Source organism: Actinoplanes octamycinicus (assembly GCF_014205225.1).
Lineage (GTDB): Bacteria > Actinomycetota > Actinomycetes > Mycobacteriales > Micromonosporaceae > Actinoplanes > Actinoplanes octamycinicus.
Genome location: NZ_JACHNB010000001.1, coordinates 2687411 through 2707925, shown reverse-complemented (window position 1 = coordinate 2707925; position 20515 = coordinate 2687411). Strand labels below are relative to the sequence as shown.

The following is a 20515-nucleotide window of genomic DNA, read 5'->3' as shown; positions in this document are numbered from 1 at the left end:
GCCCCGGGGCAGGGTGGTGATCGTGGCCCGCCGTCGTTTCACGCAGGGATTACTGGCCGCCGGCGCGCTGCTCGCCGGAACGGCCTGCACCGGCATCGACCAGGCCGACGCCGCCGGGGTCGGCCCGGCGGACGCGGTGGCCGTGATCGCCGGCCAGCTCGCCGAGTCGGCCGGAGCGACATACACCGCGACCTACCGCCTCGGCGACGGCGGCACCGCCACCGTGGCCCGGGCGCAGGACCCGGCCCGCACCGCCTACCGCTGGCCGGCCGGCCGGCTCATCGTCACCCCGGCGGACACCACCCGCTGCGCCGCCCGGACCTGCGTGATCACCGCCAAGGCCGACCCGGAGCTGCCGGCCGCGTCCGGCCTGATCACCCCGGAGGCGGTCGCCGCGATGCTCCGCCGGGCCGAGGCCGACCCGGCGCTGACCATCAGCCAGCGGGACACCACGATCGCCGAGCGGCACGCCGCCTGCATCCGGTGGGGCGGGCCGTCCGCCTTCGAGACGTGCGTGACCGGCGACGGGACCCTGGCCGCCTTCACCGGGACGCTGGCCGGGACCCGCCTGGAGGTGACGCTCACCGAGCTCACCCCGACCGCCGACCCGGCCGGTTTCCAGCTGCCGGCGGGCGTCGAGGTGCTCGACCAGCGCACCCGCTGACCCCAGCACGTCCGCTGGCCCCGGCCCAAGCGCGTCCGCTGAATCCCGGCCCCGCACGCCCGCTCACTTCGCGGCCCCCGCGCGCCGCCAAATTCCGGCCCCGCACGCCCGCTCACTTCGCGGCCCCCATGCGCCGCCAAATTCCGGCCCCGCACGCCCGCTGACTTCGCGGTCCCCGCGCGCCGCCGAATCCCGGCCCCGCGCGCCCGCTGACTTCGCGGCCCGGGCGACCGGCGGGGTCAGACGCCCAGCAGCGTGCGCAGGTGCCGCGGCGGCGGCGAGCCGTGCGCCAGCATCGCGTCGTGCCACGCCTTGGGCGTCGCCCCGAACGGCCGGGCCGCGGCCAGCGCGGACACCTCGGTGTAGCCGACGAAATAGGTGGAGAGCTGGGCCGAGGTGAGCAGCGCCCGCCGCCACTTGCCGGCCGCCTCGCCCTCCTCCTGGAAGCCGGGCCCGGTCATCAGCGCCATCGCCTCGGACTCGGCCAGCCCCTCGCAGTGCACCAGCTGATCGATGATCGCGTTCAGACTCATCCGCAGCTGCATCTTGAGCTGCTGCAACTTAACCGCCGGGCCGCCGAACCCGAGGCCGGTCATCAGCTCCTCGGCGTAGACCGCCCAGCCCTCGACGAACGGACCGGACCAGCCGAGCGCCCGCACCTTGCTGCTCCCCCGGAACCGGCGCGCGTGCGCCAGCTGGAGGAAGTGCCCGGGCATCGCCTCGTGCACGGTGAGGTTGCGGATCATCTCGTTGTTGTACTCCCGGTAGAAGCTGCGGACGCGCTCGGCCGGCCAGCCCGCCGGGGCCGGGGCGATGCAGTAGAACGTCGGCACGTCGGCGGTCTCCAGCGGGCCCGGCGGGTCGCAATAGGCCACCGCGACGCCGCGGGCGAACTCCGGCATCTCCTCGATCACGCACGGGTCGTCGACCAGCGACACCACGTCGTGCTCCCGGACGAACGCGGTCGCCTCGTCCATCGTCAGCTTGGCCAGGCCGACGATCGTGGCGTTGTCCGGATGCCGCTCGGCGATGGTGTCCAGCGCCCGGCGCACGGTCGCGTCCTCGGCCGGGCCGCCGACCAGCTCGGTGGCGAGCGTGCGCAGCTCGGCGCCGACCCGCTCGACATTCTCCCGGGCCCGCGCGAGGACCTCGGCCGCGGACAGCTCGGTGTCCAGGGTGTGCCACAGCCGGGCCTCCCACAGGCGGCGGCCGAGCCGCGGGTCGCGGCCGGGCTCGCCGCTCTCCAGCCGGCCGTGCAGCCAGCGGTCGAACTCGCCGAGCGCCTGGAGCGCGGCCGCGGCGACCGGCTCGACCGAGTCACGCAGCCCGGGCTCCTGCGCCAGCAGGACGGGCAGCTCGTCGCGGATCAGCCCGGCCGTGCCGGCGAACTGGCCGGCCGCGGTCTCGGCGTGGATCCGGGGCACGTCGCGCAGCACCGACCGGGCGGTGGCCAGCGCGTCGGGCAGCGCGGCGAGCCGGCCGCGCAGGCTCTCCAGCCGCTCGGCGGCCGGCGCGAACGGCCGGGACAGCAGGCCGTGCAGCAGCGGGCCGGGGTTGTGCTCCAACGGGTTCCACTCGTGCTCGCGCACGTCGGTGAGCTCGAACAGCCCGCGCTCCACCTGGGCGGTGAGGATGGCGTGGTCGACCTGCTCCTGTGCGTCGAGCCCGTCGGCGTCGATCCCGCTGAGCGCGTCGGCCGCGTCGCGCAGCATGGCCACCCGGGCCTGGACCGCGCCGGCCGAGAGGTCGGGCAGGCGGTCGTCGAAGCGATGGTCCCCCGCGTAGAGGGCCGTCACGGGGTCGCTCTCCAGCAGAGCGTCGGCGATGCGGTCGGCGAGCGGCACAAACTCCGGCATGCCGAGAAAACTACTCGGCGGGTCCGACAATTTCCGCCGCACGCACGGCTTCGGCGTACTCCAAGGTGGCCTGCCGCAGCTCGGCCTCCGGGTCGCGGCCCGCCGCGCGGGCCTCCGCGACCAGCCGCAACAGCGCCGGACCGAGGTCGTCACCGGCCGGCAGCGGCACGTCCACCGCGCCCCGCTCGACCCGCTGCAGGATCTTCGCGGCCAGCGCCAGCGCCGGCTGGCTCAGCGCCACCCCGTCCAGGACCGAGTCCCGCGCCTTCTCCTCGCGCTTGATCCGCTCCCAGTTGGCGGTGATCTCCTCGATGTCCTCGACCGGCTCACCGGCGAAGACGTGCGGGTTGCGCCGGACCATCTTCTCCACCAGGGTCGCGGCCACGTCGTCGACGGTCCAGGCCCGGCCGTCCGGCAGCTCCTGGGCGAGCCGGGCGTGCAGCACGATCTGCAGCAGCACGTCGCCCAGTTCCTCGCGGAGCTCGTCCAAGTCGTCGCGCTCGATCGCGTCGTACGCCTCGTAGCTCTCCTCCAGCAGGTAGGGCGCGAGGGTGCGGTGGCTCTGCGCCCGTTTCCACGGGTCGCCGCCGGGCGAGAGCAGCCGGTCCATCACCGCCACCGCGTCCAGCAGGCGGGCGCCGGGCGGGTCCCAGGAGCCGTACATCAGCTCCAGCTCGGCCAGGCCGGGCTCACGGGCCAGCCGCAGGCCGAGCTGCCGGGCGAACGGCTGGTCGCCGTGCGGACCGGCCAGCCAGACCGCGAGCGGCGCGGTGCCGATCGCGTCGAGCAGCCCCTGCGCGTCGGTGTCCAGCACGGTGACCGGGACGCCGGCTGCCCGCAGCGCCACCGCCTGCTCGGACTCGGCCGCGGCGAAGACCGGGCCGGAGCGCACGGTGTCCCACGCCTCCGCGGTGAGCAGCCCGGCCGGCAGCCGCGGCGAGGTGACCAGCAGAACGATCCGAGTGCTCAAGAGACGTCTTTGACCGGCAGGCCGGACTGCTCGTCCAGGCGCGCCCCGACCAGGTCGAGGCCGGTCCCGTTCTGCAGCGGGTAGGAGTACGTGACGATCTCCATCGGCTGGTAGCGCGGGTTGATCGTGATGTGCAGCGGCCCGGCCACCGAGGTGAGCTCGTTGCGCAGCGCGACGCCGCTCTTCAGCTCCTCGGTGAACTGCGCGTTCAGCCCGCTCCGGAATTTCTCGAAGGTGGTGCCCGGCTGGATCGCGTCCTTCTCCTCGGCGCGCCGGAAGACCTCCTTCAGGTCGGCCTCGGTGAGCGCCGGGGCGCCGGTGAGCGACTGCGACACCAGGTATTGCAGGACCGCGTTCTGGGTGTAGAGCCGGACGTACTCGGTGGTGGCCGGCAGGCCGACGGCGGCGCCGGCCCGGTCGTAGGCCAGCTCGGCCGGCAGCGTCACGCTGTGCCGCTGGGCCAGCTGGTCGTACAGTTTCCGGCTGACCAGCACGCTGACCACATCGGCCCGCTGGATCGGCATCTGCTTGCCGACCTGGGCCAGCGCGTCCTCGGCGGTCTTGACGTCCACCTCGGTCGCCTGGCCCGCCGCCAGCTGCTGCTTCGCCGCGTCGACCGCTTTCTGCGCCTCGGCGCGCTTGCCGACGGCCTCGGCGTCGAAGGCCTGCCGCGCGTCGTCCCAGATGTCCTGGACCCGGCTCTCCGGGATCTGGCTGTCGCCCACGTAGGCGGCGACAGCCGGGGCGGAACGGCACGCGGAGAGGCCGGCGATCGCCAGGGACGCGACGACGGCCATGGATGCGAGTCGGCGGGTACGCTGCATGGTCAACACTGTCTCACGCTCAGTGTGATCCGTCACACCCGGGCCGGGGCGGGCGCCTCGCCGAGCACGTCCTTGAGCAGCTGGGCGCACCACTGCAACAGCTCCTGATCGCGCAGCGGCTCGCCGCCGACCCGCCGGGTGCTCGGGCGCGGCACGCTGACCTGGTCGTTCGCCGGCTTGTAGACGGAGTCCGGGTGGTAGCGCTTGAGCCGCAGCTGCTTGGAGTCGGGCAGGGCGAGCGGGGCGAACCGCAGGTGCTTGCCCTGCATCGAGACGTCGGTCAGGCCGTAGGCGCGGGCCAGCTGGCGGAACCGGGCGACCGCGATCAGGTTGACCACCGGGGCGGGCGGCTCGCCGTACCGGTCGGTCATCTCGGCGATCACCTCCTCCAGGCGGGCGTCGTCGCGGGCCTCGGCGAGCTTGCGGTACATCTCCAGGCGCAGCCGCTCGACGGCGATGTACTCGGTGGGCAGGTGCGCGTCGACCGGCAGGTCGATCTTGACCTCGGGCTCCTCCTCGGGGCGCTCGCCCTTGAACGCGCTGACCGCCTCGCCGACCATCCGCACGTAGAGATCGAAGCCGACGCCCTCGATGTGCCCGGACTGCTCGCCGCCGAGCAGGTTGCCGGCGCCGCGGATCTCCAGGTCCTTCATCGCCACATACATGCCGGCGCCCAGCTCGGTGTGCTGGGCGATGGTGGCCAGCCGCTCGTGCGCGTGCTCGGTGAGCGGCTTGTCCCGCGGGTAGAGGAAGTACGCGTACGCCCGCTCCCGGCCCCGCCCGACCCGGCCGCGGATCTGGTGCAGCTGGGCCAGGCCGAGCAGGTCGGCGCGCTCCAGGATCAGCGTGTTGGCGTTCGGGATGTCGATGCCGGACTCGACGATCGTGGTGCAGACCAGGACGTCGAACTCCTTCTCCCAGAAGCCGACCATCACCTTCTCCAACTGCTCCTCGCTCATCTGGCCGTGCGCCACCGCGACCCGGGCCTCGGGCACCAGCTCGCGCAGCTTGCGGGCCGCCCGGTCGATCGACTCGACCCGGTTGTGCAGGTAGAACACCTGGCCGTCGCGGAGCAGCTCGCGGTGGATGGCGGCGGCGACCTGCTTGTCGTCGTAGGCCCCGACGTAGGTCAGCACCGGGTGCCGCTCCTCCGGCGGGGTGGCGATGGTGGACATCTCCCGGATGCCGGTGATCGCCATCTCCAGGGTCCGCGGGATCGGGGTGGCCGACATGGTGAGCACGTCCACCGACGCGCGCAGCGCCTTGAGCTGCTCCTTGTGCTCGACGCCGAACCGCTGCTCCTCGTCCACGATGATCAGGCCGAGGTTCTTGAACCGGGTCGACTTGGCCAGCAGCCGGTGGGTGCCGATCACGATGTCCGCGGTGCCCTCGGCGGCCTGCTCCAGGGTGAGCGCCGCCTCTTTCGGCGTCTGGAACCGGGACAGCTGCTTGATCTGCACCGGGAACTGGCTCATCCGCTCGGTGAACGTGTTGAAGTGCTGCTGGGCCAGCAGCGTGGTGGGCACCAGCACGGCCACCTGCTTGCCGTCCTGCACCGCCTTGAACGCGGCGCGCACCGCGATCTCGGTCTTGCCGTAACCGACGTCGCCGCAGATCAGCCGGTCCATCGGGGTCTGCAGCTCCATGTCGTGCTTGACCTCGTGGATGGCGGCCAGCTGGTCCGGCGTCTCGGTGTACGGGAACGCGTCCTCCAGCTCCCGCTGCCACGGCGTGTCCGGTCCGAACGCGTGGCCTTTCGAGGCCTGCCGGGCGGCGTAGAGCTGGATCAGCTGAGCGGCGATCTCCTTGACCGCCTTCTTCGCTCGGGCCTTGCTCTTCTGCCAGTCGGCACCGCCCATCTTGTGCAGCGTGGGCTGCTCGCCGCCGACGTAGCGGGAAAGCTGGTCGAGCTGGTCGGTGGGCACGTAGAGCCGGTCGCCGGGCTGACCGCGCTTGGCGGCGGCGTACTCGATCACCAGGTATTCCCGGTCGGCGCCGTTGACGGTGCGCTGGACCAGCTCGATGTAGCGCCCGATGCCGTGCTGCTCGTGCACCACGAAGTCGCCGGTCTTCAGTTCGAGCGGGTCGATCGTGTTGCGCCGGCGGGCCGGCATCTTGCGCATGTCCTTGGTGGACGCGCCACGGCCGCCGGAGATGTCGTTGCCGGTGATCACCGCGAGCCGGGACGCGGCGTCGACGAACCCGTGGTTCAGCCCCCCGCAGGTGACCAGCAGCTGGCCGTCGGCGATCGGGTTGCTGATCGCTTCGACCGGGGTGACCCCGAGGCCGGCGTCGCGGAGCAGCTCGGTGGCCCGCTGCGCGGTCCCCTTGCCCTCGAAGACCAGGGCGATCGCCCAACCGGCAGACGCCCACTCGGACAGGTCGCCCGCCAGTTTCGCGGTGTCGCCGTGATAGAGCGGGACCGGCTGAGCCGCCAGGGCGATCGCATCACCGGTGTCCGGGGTGACCTCGACCGGCGCGGCGTCCTCCCACGGCAGAGCGGCCGGCTCGTCGGCGACGGCCAGCCCGAACGGCGAGATCGTCCACCACGGCTGCTTGAGGACGGCCGCGTGCGCCCGGACATCGGCCAGGCTGCGGAAGGCGACCGCGCCGACGTCGATCGGCGCCTGGCCGCCCACCGCGGCCGCGGCCCAGGACGCCTCCAGGAACTCGTCCGAGGTGCGGGTCAGGTCGTGCGCCCGGGTCCGGATCCGCTCCGGGTCGCAGAGCAGCACGTGCGTCCCGGCCGGCATGCAGTCGATCAGCAGCTCCATGCTGTCGGTGCCGTCCAGCAGCGCCGGCGCCAGCGACTCCATCCCCTCGACCGGGATGCCGGCGGAGAGCTTGTCCAGGATCTCGGCCAGCTCCGGGTGCTGGGCGGCGAGCTGAGCGGCCCGCTCCCGGACCGCCGGGGTGAGCAGCAGCTCCCGGCAGGGCGGCGCCCAGAGCCGCTCGACCGGGTCGATGGTCCGCTGGTCGGCGACCGCGAAGGTGCGGATCTCCTCCACCTCGTCGCCCCAGAACTCCACCCGGGACGGGTGCTCGTCGGTGGGCGGGAAGACGTCCAGGATGCCGCCGCGGACCGCGAACTCGCCGCGCTTGGTGACCAGGTCGACCCGGGCGTAGGCCATGTCGGACAGCCGCCGGGCGACCTCCTCCAGCTCCGCCCCGCGGCCGGTGACCAGCTCCACCGGCTCCAGGTCGCCGAGGCCCTTGAGCTGCGGCTGGAGCAGCGACCGGACCGGCGCCACGACGACCTGCAGCGGCTCCTCGCCCGGGTGGGCCAGGCGGCGCAGCACGGCCAGCCGCTTGCCGACCGTGTCCGAGCGCGGGGACAGCCGCTCGTGCGGCAGCGTCTCCCAGGACGGGTAGACGGCCACCCGGTCCGGCGTGATCAGGCAGCCCAGCGCGTCGGCCAGGTCGTCGGCCTCCCGGGAGGTCGCGGTGATCGCGAGCACCGGGCGCTGGGCGCCGCCGGCGTCGGCCGGACCGGCCACCGTGGCCACCACGAACGGGCGCAGCGAGACCGGCGCGGTGAGGTCCATCGCATCGGAGTCGACGAAGCCCTTGCGGGCCAGGTCGCGCGCCCGGGCCAGGCCACGGTCGCGCAGGGCGGCTGGGATCAGACCGGCGAGCTGCATGGCGAAGAACCCCCCGAGGGCACGACGAACAACCCCGGTCGCCCAGTGGGGCGGGGGTCTGTGTGACCAGCTTAGTCCGCCCCACCGACACTTCCCGCGGCGTGCGCCTCATCGCACCGCATGTCCGACATGCGGGCGGCTCCGCCGCCGAAGCTTCCTGGCGAACCTTGGGGAGGCGACGTGCGGGTCCTGCTGCTGGTCAGCGCTTTCAACGGCTTGAGCCAGCGGGTCTGGTGCGCGCTGCGCGACGCCGGGCACCAGGTCGGCGTGCTGATCGCGGAGAACGAGGAGCAGATCGCCGACGGGGTGCGCGCCGCCGACCCGGAGCTGATCCTCTGCCCGTACCTCAAGCACCGGGTGCCGGCCGGGGTCTGGCAGCGCCGGCGCACGGTGATCCTGCACCCCGGCCCGGTCGGCGACCGCGGCCCGTCCGCCCTGGACTGGGCGATCACCGAGGGCGCGCGGACCTGGGGGGTCACCGCCCTGCAGGCGGTCCAGGAGTTCGACGCCGGACCGATCTGGGCCACCCGGACCTTCTCGCTGCCGGCCGTCCCGCCGCGCAAGTCGGCGCTCTACGCCGGGCCGGTCTCGGACGCCGCGCTGGAGTGCGCGCTGGAGGTGGTGGCCAAGGCCGCCGACCCGGCGTTCCGCCCGGTGCCGGCGGAGAACACGCCGACCCAGACGCCCGGCGCCCGGCCCCGCCCGCCGATGCGGCAGGCCGACCGGGCGTTCGACTGGGGCGAGTCGACCGAGGCGATCCTGCGCCGGATCCGGGCCGCGGACGGGGCGCCCGGGGTGCTCACCGAGGTGGGCGGCCGGTCGGCGTACGTCTACGACGCGCACCCCGGGGTGGCCCGCGGCGCCCGGCCCGGCACGCTGCTCAGCCGCCGGCAGGGCGCGGTGCTGGTGGCCACCGGCGACGGGAGCCTGTGGCTCGGGCACCTGCGCACCGCGGAGGGCGGGATCAAGCTGCCGGCCACCATGGTGCTCGGCGCGCGGCTGCGCGGGGTGCCGCACACGCCGCTCGGGGCGGATCAGGAGCCGGAGGCGGCGCACACGTACCGGCAGATCCGCTACCGGCGCAGCGGCCCGGTCGGCTGGCTCTTCTTCGACTTCTACAACGGCGCGATGGCGCCCGGGCACTGCCGGCGGCTGCTGGCCGGACTGCGGCACGCGGCCGCCCAGGACACCCGGGTGCTGGTGCTGCGCGGCGGGACCGAGGCGTTCAGCAACGGCATCCACCTCAACGTGATCGAGGCGGCGCCGGACCCGGCCGGGACCGCGTGGGCGAACATCCGGGCGATCAACCAGGTGTGCCGGGAGATCGTCAGCTGCACCCGGCAGGTGGTGGTGGCCGCCTACGCCGGCAGCGCCGGGGCCGGCGGGGCGATGCTCGGGCTGGGCGCGGACGTGGTCGCGGCCCGGGACGGGATCGTGCTGAACCCGTACTACGACATCGGGCTGTTCGGCTCCGAGCTGCACACCTTCGCCCTGCCGCGCCGGGTCGGCGCGGACCGGGCGCAGCGGCTGATCGACGACAAGCTGCCGGTGAGCACCGCCCAGGCGGTCCGGATCGGCCTGGTCGACGAGGTCGGGCCGCGGCATCCGGAGGCCTACGCGCAGTGGCTCGGCCTGCTCGCCGAGCGGCACGCGGACCCGCGCACGGTCCGCAAGCGGCGGGCCGCGAAGGCCCGGCGGCTGGCCGCGGAGCGGGTGCCGCTGGACGTCTACGAGACCCGCGAGCTGGCCGAGATGAGCCGGGACATCTACGCCGACCGGTCCGGTTTCGCGGCGGCCCGGCGGGCGTTCGTGACCAAGGCCGGGACCGGTGGCACGCCGCGGAGGCTGCTGCTGGCCGGGAACCTGGGACCGGCGATCGGCACGCGGCCCCGCACCGGCAACGCCGGGCCGGGCGACCGGCGTGCCCCGGTGACGGTGCGGCCCGCCGTGCCGGTGACCGCCTGACCCGGCGTACCGGAAACCGGTCTTGATCCTGATCTTGGCCGGACCAGCACGTGGACCGCCTGAACGACCGTGAGACTCTTGACTCAATTCACCCCTGCGACGGGGGACGCCGATACGATCGGCGAAGTCGGGACAGCGCCGTCCTGGAGCCATCCGAGTGAAGGAGCGCCCCGATGACAGAGCAGCCTGCCCATCTCGACGAGCGAGAGGGGCCCGACGCGGAGCTACGTGCCGACATCCGCCGGATCGGCACGTTGCTCGGGCAGACCCTGGCCCGCCAGGAGGGCCGTCCCCTGCTCGACCTGGTCGAGGAGATCCGCGCCCTGGTCCGGCAGGACGCGCCGGCGGCCGCCGAGCGGCTCGCCGCGATGGACATCACCACCGGCACCAAACTGGCCCGTGCCTTCTCCACCTACTTCCACCTGGCCAACATCACCGAGCAGGTGCACCGCGCCCGGGACCTGCGGCGCCGCCGCGCCAAGGAGGGCGGCTGGCTGGACCAGGCGGCCAAGCGGATCGCCGAGCAGGGCGTCCCGGCCGACGAGATCGCCGCGGCCGCCCGCCGGCTCGCGGTCCGCCCGGTCTTCACCGCGCACCCGACCGAGGCCGCCCGCCGTTCGATCCTGAGCAAGCTGCGCCAGGTCGCCGACTCGCTGGACGCCGAGTCGGCCGCCGCGGTGCTCTACGGCGACACCGACACCACGGTCTCCACCAAGCGGTTCGCCGAGCTGATCGACCTGCTCTGGCAGACCGACGAGCTGCGGCTGGACCGGCCGGACCCGCTGGACGAGGCGCGCAACGCGGTCTACTACCTCAAGGACCTCTACGCCGAGGCCGCCCCGCAGGTGCTCGACGACCTGGCCGAGACGCTGCGCCGGCTGGGCGTGGAGACCGCGCCGACGTCCCGCCCGCTGACCTTCGGCTCGTGGATCGGCGGCGACCGGGACGGCAACCCGTTCGTCACCCCGGCGGTCACCCGGGACGTGCTGCTCATCCAGCACGAGCACGGCATCCAGGCCGCCGAGAAGGTGATGGACAAGCTGATCGAGGAGCTGTCCGTCTCCCGCCGGCTGCGCGGGGTGTCCCTCGACCTCTCCGCCAGCCTGGCCCAGGACCTGGACAACCTGCCCGAGGTGGCGCCGCGGTTCCGCCGGGTCAACGCCGAGGAGCCGTACCGGCTGAAGGTCCGCGCGATCAAGGCGAAGCTGGCCAACACCCGGGCCCGGCTGCAGCACGGCACCCCGCACGTGGCCGGCCGGGACTACCTGGGCAGCGACGAGCTGATCGCCGACCTGGAGCTGATGCGCGCGTCGCTGGCCCGCAACTCCGGCCAGCTCTCCGCGGTCGGCGTGGTGGCCACCGCGATCCGCCAGGTGTCCGCCTTCGGCCTGCAGCTGGCCACGCTCGACGTGCGCGAGCACGCGGAGAAGCACCACGAGGTGCTGCAGCAGATGTACACCCAGGTCGGCGAGGTCGAGGACTACGCCACCCTGGACCGCACCGAGCGGACCAAGCTGCTCGCCACCGAGTTGACCGGGCGCCGGCCGCTGTCCAGCGCGGACACCCCGCTGACCGACTCGGCGCGGAAGACCTTCGACGTCTTCCACACGATCCGGGACGCGCAGGACCGGTTCGGCATGGACGTCATCGAGACCTACATCATCTCGATGACCCTGGGCGTCGACGACGTGCTCGCCGCGGCGGTGCTGGCCCGCGAGGCCGGCCTGATCGACATCCAGACCGGGCGGGCCCGGGTCAACATCGTGCCGCTCCTGGAGACCCCGGCCGAGCTGGACGCGGGCGGCGACCTGCTGGACGAGATGCTGTCCCTGCCGGCCTACCGGGAGATCGTCCGCGCGCGCGGCGACCTGCAGGAGGTCATGCTCGGCTACTCGGACTCCAACAAGGAGGCCGGGATCACCACCAGCCAGTGGCGGATCCACAAGGCGCAGCGCTCGCTGCGGGACGTGGCCGCCCGGCACGGGGTCCGGCTGCGGCTCTTCCACGGCCGCGGCGGCACCGTCGGCCGCGGTGGCGGCCCGACCCACGAGGCGATCCTGGCGCAGCCCTACGGCACGCTGGACGGCGCGATCAAGGTGACCGAGCAGGGCGAGGTGATCTCCGACAAGTACACCGTGCCCGCCCTGGCCCGGGAGAACCTGGAGCTCACCACGGCGGCGGTGCTGCAGGCCACGCTGCTGCACACCACGCTCTCGGTCGACCCGAGCCGGCTCGAGGTGTGGGACGCCACCATGGACACCGCCTCGGACGCGGCGTTCCGGGCGTACCGCGCGCTGGTGGAAAATCCGGATCTGCCGGCCTACTTCTGGGCGGCCACCCCGACCGAGCTGCTCGGCGCGCTGAACATCGGCTCCCGCCCGGCCAAGCGGCCGAACGCGGACGCCGGCCTGGGCGGTCTGCGGGCCATCCCGTGGGTGTTCGGCTGGACCCAGACCCGGCAGATCGTGCCCGGCTGGTTCGGCGTCGGCTCCGGCCTGGCCGCGGCCCGCGCCGCCGGCCTCGGTGACGTGCTCGACGAGATGCACGAGAACTGGCAGTTCTTCCGCACGTTCCTGTCGAACGTGGCGATGATGCTGGCCAAGACCGACCTGTCGATCGCCCGCCGCTATGTCGAGACGCTGGTCCCGGCCGAGCTGCACCCGATCTTCGCCACCATCGAGGCGGAGTACCAGCGGACCGTCGACGAGGTCCTGGCGATCACCGGCGAGCCGCAGATCCTGGCGGCCCAGCCGGAGCTGTCCCGCACGCTGGGAGTCCGCGACACCTACCTGGAGCCGCTGCACCACCTGCAGGTGGCGCTGCTCCGCCAGTACCGCGACCTGGGCGAGGCCGGCCGCCAGCTGCCGACCGCGCCGGGCGTCCGCCGCGGGCCGTCGGATTCGACGGCCCTGGAGCGCGCCCTGCTCACCACGGTCAACGGCATCGCTGCCGGCATGCGCAACACCGGCTGACGGTTTTCTCCGAGCGGCCCGGAAGCGATCAGCTTCCGGGCCGTTTGCTTTCCCGGCCCGCTCCCATGCGCGGACCGCTCCCTTGCCGGGGTCGCTCCCTGTGCGGACTGCTCCCTTGCCCGGACCGCTTCCCTGTGCTGCGGACCGCTTCCTTGTGCGGACCGCTTTCTTGCGCGGGCCGCTGCCTGTTCGGGCCGCTTCCTGTTCGGGCGGCGCTTTCCTGCCCAGCCATTCCTCCAAGATCAAAATTGCTATTCACGCAGGTCCGCCAGGGTTCGGATCGCATGCTCCCGCGCGGGCCGGGCCCGGCGATCTGGCCGCTGGCGCGTCCAGAACGATCGCCGCGCCCTTCATTGCCCGCGGGTGGTTCCGGAGATCAAAAGCCCCTCCCCACCACCTCGCACACCTCAGGATTCCCACCGCCGCCCCGACCCCAGGGTGCGAATCCCGTCCGGGCGTGGACGAGCCGGAGGAAGACGGAACGGCCGGCAGGCAGGTGAGCGGCGGGCGTACCGGAAATGATCTGACCGTGAGTGGGGCGCGGGCGGGGGTGGCGGGTGGTCAGGGGCGTGGGAGCAGGCCGTGGTCGCGGGCGTAGACCGCCGCCTGGGTGCGGTCGCGCAGGCCCAGGCGGGTGAGGATGCGAGAGATGTGGTTCTTGACGGTGCCCTCGCTGAGGAACATGTGGCCGGCTATCTCACGGTTGGTCGAACCGGTGGCGACCAGCCGGAGCACCTCGATCTCGCGGGCGGTCAGCGTGTCGCCGGCCTGCTGCCGGGCCGGCTCCACGTGGTGATCGCCGGGTCGGGACAGACCGCCGGGACCGCCGAGCCCGGACGGGGTGCCGCGATCGCCGGGCCGGGACAGACCGCCGTGATCGCCCGGCCGAGCCGCGCCGCCGCGATCGCCCGGCCGGGGAAGGCCGCCGCGATCGCCGGGCCGAGAAGGGCCGCCGCGATCGCTGGGCCGGGACGGGTCGCCACGATCGCCGGGCCGGGACGGGTCGCCGCGATCGCTGGGCCGGGACGGGTCGCCGCGATCGGTGGGCCGGGACGGGTCGAAATGATCGCCGGGCCGGGACAGGGCGGGGTGGTCGCCGGGCCGGGACAGGCTGGCGGCCAGGCGGGCGGCGACTGAGGAGTCGAGTGGGGTGACGCCCGCGTGTGCCAGCCGGACGGCGTCGGCGAGCTCGGCCGCGGGCAGGTCCTTGAGGAGGTAGCCGGCGGCGCCCGCGCGCAGCGCCTGCACCACGTAGTCCTCGTCGTCGAAGGTGGTCAGCATGATCACCTTGACCAGCGGGGCCTGCCGGCGCAGGACCGCGGCGGCCTCCACGCCGTCCATCCGGGGCATCCGGATGTCCATCAGGACGACGTCCGGCTGGAGCTGGACGGCCGCGCTGATCGCGGCTTTCCCGTCCGGGGCGGTGCCCACCACGGTGACGCCCGGCTGGATGTCGAGCAGGGACGCGATGCCGTCCCGGATGAGCTGCTGGTCGTCGACGACGAGGACGCGCACCGGATCGCCGTCGCTCATCTCGCCTCCCCGACGACGGCCGCCGGTCGAGGGATCGTCACGGTGAGCACGGTGCCGGCGTCGCGCGGGCTGTCGATGCTGACCTCTCCCCCGAGGAGCTGCACCCGCTCGCGCATCCCGAGCAGGCCGAAGCCGGGTGGGTCGCCGCCGGCCCGCTGCCGCTCCCCGGCAGCGGCCAGGCCGCAGCCGTCGTCGGCCACCACGAGCCGGGCGCCGGCCTCGTCGAACGTCACGGCGACGGACACCCGGCCGGCTCGCGCGTGCCGCCGGGCGTTGGTCAGGGCCTCCTGAGCGGCACGGTACAGCGCGGTCAGCGACGCGGCGTCGTGCCGGTCCGGCTCACCGGTGATGTCGACGGTGACCGTCAGGCCGTCGTCCACGCTGTCGGACAGCTCGGTGAGAGCGGCCCGCAGCGAGAAGCCGGACGGCTCGTCGCGCAGCGCGCCGACCGACCGCCGGACCTCGCTGAGCGCGTGTTTCGCCGACGACCGGGCGTCGAGCAGCGCCTGCTCGGCCAGGGCCGGATCGCGATGGATGAAGGCCGACGCCTTCTCCAGCTGGATGCTGATCGCGGTGAGGTGGTGGCCGAGGCTGTCGTGGATGTCCCGGGCCAGCCGGTTGCGCTCGGTCGTCGTGGAGAGCTCGGCGACCCGCTCGAGCATCCGCTCCAGCCGGGCACGGGCGCCCCGCTCGGCGACGGCCACGGCGGCCATGGCGACCGCGAGCACCAGGCCGATGGAGATCATCAAGAGATCGGAGACGTACGCCGCGTCGCGGTACCACCCCGGCGTCCTGACGGTGTAGCCGGTGACGACCAGCGCGACGCACCCGCCCGCGAGAGCGATCGCCACCGGCCGGCCGAAGGCGAAGTAGCCGAGGAAGGGCACCAGCACGATCAGCGCCCGGGCCGTGCCCGATCCGTCGAGCGCCGACGCCGCGACGAAGAGCAGGACGCGGACGACCAGCAGCCCGGCGGCGGCCGTCGTCGAGGCCGGTGGGCGGCGCCACAGCACCGTCTCCAGGGCGAAGAGCAGGGCGATGACGGCGACGAAGCCGATCAGCCGGATCGGCTGTCCGCTGCTGTCCCCGGTCAGTTCCCAGTACACACCGCCGGCGAGCACGGCGCCGTAGATCACCAACGGCACCCACCGGCCAGGCTGGGGAATACCGCCCATCTGCGCCCTCCTCCGCCGTTTCCCGCCCACAGGCTACGACCCTCGGGCCCGTCGCGGCCCGGGCGTCACAGCCGGAATGACAGAACTGGCCAACCGGCACGTGCCGGTTGGCCAACGGCGGCGTGACCGGCACATGCCGTCCCGCCGACATCCGGCTGTCCGGCACTTATCCCGCTCGATCCCGCGCTCCTAGGGTCGCCTCATTCCGATTCCGGTCCGTTCGACCAAGGAGTTCTCCGATGTCTGTGTCCTGGCTGCTACGTTTCGGCGCCGTCTGCGGGGTGGTACTGGGTCTGTCCACCGGAGTGCCGGCCCTGTTCGAGGCGTTCACCGGCGAGACCACCGCCACGAGCTTCGTCATCGGCGTCGGCGCCGCCTTCGGGACGCCCGCCCTGACCGCTCTCCACCTGCGGCAGGCCGCCGCCGCGGGCCGGTTCGGCGCGGTGGCCTTCGCGGTGAACGTGATCGGCCTGGGCCTGTTCGCCGGGGTGGCGTTCGCCCTCAACCTAGTGCTGTTCTATCTCGACGACGCGGTGGTCGAGCGGCTGCTGGACGGGCCCACCAACGCCGCGGTGCTGGGCAGCGCCGCCGTCTTCGTCATCGGCACCGTCATGTTCAGCGTCTCGATGCTCCGGGCCCGGGTGTTCCCGTGGCTCCCCGCCGCCGGTTACGGCGTCATGTTCACGCTGCTGGCGCTGCTCGCGCCGCTGCCCGACACGCCCTGGACCAGTGTCGTCCACGTCCTCGCGGGCGGATGCCTGATCTGGCTCTGCGCGTCCGTGTGGAGCTCGGAGCAGGCCGCCACCCGGCCGTCCGGCGCGATGACGGCCACCGCCGGCACCCGCCTCGCCGGCCGCGCGTAAGAACCGCCAACAAGACAAGCCCGGCCGGGCGCAGGAGATGTACCCGGCCGGACGCGGAAAGGCGTGGTACGGGCGCATGAAACGCGGTCCGGGGCAGAAGGGCGTGGTCCAGGCGCGGAAAGCGTGGTCCAGGGGCGGGAAGCGCGGTCCCGGCGCGGGAAGCGCCGGCGGCACGGGAAAGCGCGGTCCAACGCGGGAAGCGCGAGCGGCGCGGGCGGCGCGGGCGGCGCGGGAAAGCGCGAGCGGCGCGGGCGGCGCGGGAAAGCGCGAGCGGCGCGGGCGGCGCGGGAAAGCGCGAGCGGCGCGGGCGGCGCGGGCGGCGCGGGCGGCGCGGGAAAGCGCGAGCGGCGCGGGCGGCGCGGGAAAGCGCGAGCGGCGCGGGCGGCGCGGGGAAGCGCGGTCCAGCGCGGGAAGCGCGGGAAAGCGCGGTCCAGCGCGGGCGGCGCGGGAAAGGGGTGCGGCGCGGAAAAGCGGAGTGCGGCGCGGCGTGAAGAACCCCGCGCGGACGGCCACGACCGTCCGCGCGGGGTGAAGGTGCCGGCTGCGGTCAGCTGGTCTCGCCGGCCAGGCTGAAGGAGCCCAGGCGGTTGATCGCGACGACCGTGCAGAGCACCACGAAGACCGCGCTCATCACCACCGCCGTGGTCAGGCCGACCTCGGCGTCGAGCAGGGTGGTGGGCTGGAGCTTGTGGGCGATGGTGATCACGTACTGCTCGATGGAGAGGACCCGGGTGCCGCTCACCCAGCGGCCCAGCAGGCCTTCCCAGATCAGGATGTAGACCAGGCCGAGCAGCACCGGCCGCCGGGTGAGGAGGCTGAGCAGCAGGAACAGGGCGGTGTAGGCGAACGAGCCGACCAGCGCGGCGACCGCCAGGGCCAGGCCGAGTTTGGCCGAGCCGGCCAGCGCGCCGGCCACGAAGAGCGGGATCGTGGTGGTGACCGCGGTGGCCAGCACGGCGACCCCGAATTTCGCCAGGATGATGTCCCGGCGCGGGAGCGGCTTGGTCAGGATGTGCACCAGGGTGCCGTCGTCGACCTCGGAGCCGAGGACTCCGGTGCCGACGATCAGGGCCACCACCGGCAGCACCACGGCGAAACCGAGGCCGACCAGAACCGCCTCGCCCCACTGGGTGGGTTCCAGGTCGTAGGCCTTGCAGATGGCTGCCAGGCCGATCAGCAGCAGGGGCAGCGGCAGGAGCAGCAGCGCCCGGCGCCGGCCGAAGAGGCCGCGCGCCGTGATCATCGCGACGGTCGACATCAGGCCTCCAGCAGGTAGGAGAAGACGCTCTCCAGGGACTCGTCGGACGGCACCAGCTGGTGCAGCCGGATCCCCTGGTCGAGGGCGATACGGGGCAGGGCACGGGTGAAGTCGCCGTAGTCCGAGGCGCGGACGGTCATCCCGCCGTTCTCGATCTCGATGCCGGCCACCGATTTCTCGCCGATCAGCGCCACCGCCAGCCGGCGGTCGTCGGAGCTGCGGACGGCGAACACGTGCGGCCGGTTGGTCATCAGCCGGCGGATCTTGCGGTAGTCGCCGGAGGCGGCGAGCCGGCCCGCGACGATCACCTGGACCAGCCCGGCGACCTGCTCGACCTCCTCCAGGATGTGCGAGCTGAACAGGATGGTGTGCCCGTTGTCGCCGAGCCGGTGCAGCAGCTCCATCATGTGCATCCGCTGCCGCGGGTCCATGCCGTTGAACGGCTCGTCGAGCAGCAGCACCCGCGGCTCGTGGACCAGCGCGGCGGCCACCCGGGTGCGCTGCCGCATGCCCTTGGAGAAGGTGCCGATCCGCCGGTTCGCCGCGTCGGTCATCTCGACCAGTTCGAGGGCCCGGCGGGTGGCCCCGGCCGGGTCGTGCAGTTTCTGCATCCGGGCGCAGGCCAGCACGAACTGCTCGGCGGTGAGGAAGGCGTGCACCGCCTCGCGCTCGGTGACCAGGCCCAGGTCGCGGTAGACGGCCGGGTTGCGCCAGGTCGGCTTGCCCTCGATGGTGACCGAGCCACGGGACGGGGCCAGGAAGCCGGCCATCATGTGCAGGATCGTGGTCTTGCCGGCGCCGTTCGGGCCGAGCAGGCCGGTCACCCCGGTGCCGAGCGCCATGGTGATGTCGTTGACCGCGACCACGTTGCCGTACCAGCGGGAGACGTTGCGCAGGTCGACCACCCCGGGCGCGATGTCGTCGGGCACGGCGGGGGCCGAGGATTCCACGGAGGTCGTCACAGCGCGGCCACCTTCCGGTAGCGGGCGAGCAGGAGCAGGAAGCAGGCGGCGATCAGGCAGAACGCCTCGATGCCGTAGATCGGGCCGTACCGCCCGAGGTCGATGCCGATGTCGGTGCCGAACGCCCACGAGCCGAATCCGCTGATCAGCGTCATCGGGCTGACCAGGCCGGCCAGGTGGTTGGCGGTGGTGGAGGGCAGCACGCTCATCACGCCGACCACCGGGGTGGTCATCAGGAAGACCGCGACGATGCCACCGGCGGCGAACGCCTGCTTGCCGGTCAGCGACGCGATCAGCAGGCCGATGCTGGTGAACAGCAGTGCCCAGACCACGCTGTACCCCAGCCCGGGCACCAGGTCCTGCACCTCGTCCCAGACCCCGGAGAAGCCCTTCTTGGTGGTGAACGCGGCGCCCAGGAACATGATCAGCTGCGGGACGCCGAGGAGCAGGAAGATCGCCGTGGTCATCGCCAGGAACTTGGCGATCACGTAGTCGGCGGCGCGCAGCGGGCGGCTGAAGTAGAGCGGCAGCGTCCCGGAGCGGATGTCCCGGGAGACCAGCGCCGGGGCCAAGATCGCGGCGAAGAAGATGATCAGCCAGCTGAGCGAGTCGTCGAACTCGGCGTACCCGAACTCGAAGTCCGGGATCTGCGACTTCACCGCCGCGATGATCACCGCGACCAGCACGGTGATCCCGGCGACCAGCCACGGGAAGATCTTGGCCTTGGCGGAGCGGCCCAGCCCGTACGCGGCGCGCAGGCCGTGCACGTAGAGCGCGTTGATCGCGGCGGCGCGGCCCAGCCGGGGGCCGGTGTACCGCTGATAGCCGATGTCATGGATGACGCCGGTCTCAGACATCGGCGGTCTCCTTCGTGGTGAAGAGCTCGGCGACCCGGTGCCGGCGCTGGTCCAGACGGTGCAGGTTGAGGTCGAGGTCGGTGACCGCGCGCAGGATCCGGTCGTACGCCGCGTCCGAGTCGAGCGGCACGAGCAGCATCCGGCCGTCCCGGGACACCGGCAGGCCCATCTGCGTCAGGTGTGCGGCCAGCTCGTCGGTGCCCTCGCTGACCTCGACCGCGAGCACGTCGGAGGCGGCGGTCATCGAGGAGATCCGGTCGGCGCGCAGCAGGCGGCCGCCCTGGATGGCGATCAGCGAGTCGCAGATCCGCTCGACCTCGCCGAGCAGGTGCGAGCAGACCACCACGGAGATGCCGAACTCGTTGCCGATCCGGTGGATCAGGGCCAGCATGGCGTCCCGGCCGGCCGGGTCGAGGCCGTTGGTCGGCTCGTCCAGCAGCAGCAGGTCCGGGTCGTGCACCAGCGCCTGGGCGAGCTTGACCCGCTGCTTCATGCCGGTGGAGTAGCCGCCGATCTGCCGGTACCGCTCCTCGTAGAGGCCGACGTGGCGGAGCGCCTCGGAGGCCCGCTCCCGGGCGGTGGTGCGCGGCAGGCCACTCATCCGGGCCAGGTGGGTGACGAATTCGGCGGCCGACACGTCGGGCGGCAGGCAGTCGTTCTCCGGCATGTATCCGACCCGGGCCCGCACCTTGTCGGTCTCGGTGACCGGGTCGAGGTCGAAGACGCGGACGGTGCCGGCGGTGGGCGCGATCAGGCCGAGCATGATTTTGATGAACGTGCTCTTGCCGGCGCCGTTGGCGCCGACAAGGCCGATGACGCCGGCCTCGACCTCGACGGTGAGGTCGGCCAGGGCGGTCACCCCGCCCCCGTACGTCTTGGTGAGCGCTTGAGTAGCGATGATGTTCACGGCCTCAGCCTAGGAAGCCGCCGCACGCCACTGAATCCGGAAGGACCCTGAGGCGTCCTCAGGGTCCC

Annotated in this window: 14 protein-coding genes; 4 read left to right on the top strand and 10 right to left on the bottom strand. The window is 73.1% G+C overall.

The window, feature by feature from the left end; genetic code table 11:
• The first annotated feature begins 22 nt into the window (after positions 1-22).
• A complete protein-coding gene (locus tag BJY16_RS12235; RefSeq protein ID WP_185039575.1) occupies positions 23-664 on the top strand; it encodes a hypothetical protein in 642 nt (213 codons plus the stop codon).
• A gap of 239 nt (positions 665-903) precedes the next feature.
• Here BJY16_RS12235 and BJY16_RS12230 read toward each other — a convergent pair whose 3' ends face one another.
• From BJY16_RS12230 to mfd, 4 genes are read right to left on the bottom strand one after another with little or no spacing between them, the layout of a single operon-like run.
• On the bottom strand, positions 904-2520 hold the full coding sequence (locus BJY16_RS12230; protein WP_185039574.1) for a DUF885 domain-containing protein: 1617 nt from the start codon (positions 2518-2520) through the stop codon (positions 904-906).
• Between the two features lie 10 nt (positions 2521-2530).
• Positions 2531-3490 (bottom strand): nucleoside triphosphate pyrophosphohydrolase, encoded by a 960-nt coding sequence (locus BJY16_RS12225; protein ID WP_185039573.1) that lies wholly within the window; start codon positions 3488-3490, stop codon positions 2531-2533.
• Positions 3487-4287, bottom strand: coding sequence for a hypothetical protein (locus BJY16_RS12220; protein ID WP_185039572.1), 801 nt, complete (start codon positions 4285-4287; stop codon positions 3487-3489). The genes BJY16_RS12225 and BJY16_RS12220 overlap by 4 nt, the downstream gene beginning before the upstream one ends.
• A 59-nt stretch (positions 4288-4346) precedes the next feature.
• Entirely contained in the window at positions 4347-7955 is a 3609-nt protein-coding gene (mfd, locus tag BJY16_RS12215; protein WP_185039571.1) for a transcription-repair coupling factor, read from the bottom strand.
• Between the two features lie 180 nt (positions 7956-8135).
• On the opposite strand from mfd, the gene BJY16_RS12210 reads away from it, so the two are divergent.
• On the top strand, positions 8136-9920 hold the full coding sequence (locus BJY16_RS12210) for a hydrogenase maturation protein (RefSeq protein ID WP_185039570.1): 1785 nt from the start codon (positions 8136-8138) through the stop codon (positions 9918-9920).
• Positions 9921-10093: 173 nt separating this feature from the next.
• Positions 10094-12892, top strand: a complete 2799-nt coding sequence (ppc, locus tag BJY16_RS12205) for a phosphoenolpyruvate carboxylase (RefSeq protein WP_185039569.1) — start codon at positions 10094-10096, stop codon at positions 12890-12892.
• Positions 12893-13453: 561 nt separating this feature from the next.
• Here ppc and BJY16_RS47060 read toward each other — a convergent pair.
• Together BJY16_RS47060 and BJY16_RS48360 are read right to left on the bottom strand one after the other, a co-directional pair.
• Positions 13454-14425, bottom strand: coding sequence for a response regulator transcription factor (locus BJY16_RS47060; protein WP_239177604.1), 972 nt, complete (start codon positions 14423-14425; stop codon positions 13454-13456).
• Positions 14422-15561, bottom strand: coding sequence for a sensor histidine kinase (locus BJY16_RS48360; RefSeq protein WP_221501948.1), 1140 nt, complete (start codon positions 15559-15561; stop codon positions 14422-14424). Before BJY16_RS48360 ends, BJY16_RS47060 begins: the two co-directional genes overlap by 4 nt.
• Before the next feature lie 278 nt (positions 15562-15839).
• Between BJY16_RS48360 and BJY16_RS12185 the strand changes: the two genes are divergently transcribed.
• Entirely contained in the window at positions 15840-16463 is a 624-nt protein-coding gene (locus BJY16_RS12185; protein WP_185039567.1) for a hypothetical protein, read from the top strand.
• Between the two features lie 547 nt (positions 16464-17010).
• Here the strand turns inward: BJY16_RS12185 and BJY16_RS12180 are convergent.
• Genes BJY16_RS12180 through BJY16_RS12165 form a run of 4 tightly spaced genes read right to left on the bottom strand, consistent with a single transcriptional unit; the run spans position 17011 to position 20447 of the window.
• Complete coding sequence (locus BJY16_RS12180) at positions 17011-17721, bottom strand: ABC transporter permease (RefSeq protein ID WP_185039566.1); 711 nt, start codon at positions 17719-17721, stop codon at positions 17011-17013.
• Entirely contained in the window at positions 17721-18683 is a 963-nt protein-coding gene (locus BJY16_RS12175) for an ABC transporter ATP-binding protein (RefSeq protein WP_373873462.1), read from the bottom strand. Before BJY16_RS12175 ends, BJY16_RS12180 begins: the two co-directional genes overlap by 1 nt.
• Entirely contained in the window at positions 18680-19540 is an 861-nt protein-coding gene (locus BJY16_RS12170) for an ABC transporter permease (protein ID WP_185039565.1), read from the bottom strand. Before BJY16_RS12170 ends, BJY16_RS12175 begins: the two co-directional genes overlap by 4 nt.
• Positions 19533-20447: an ABC transporter ATP-binding protein gene (locus BJY16_RS12165; RefSeq protein WP_185039564.1), complete on the bottom strand. Its 915-nt coding sequence runs from the start codon at positions 20445-20447 to the stop codon at positions 19533-19535. Before BJY16_RS12165 ends, BJY16_RS12170 begins: the two co-directional genes overlap by 8 nt.
• Positions 20448-20515: the final 68 nt, after the last annotated feature.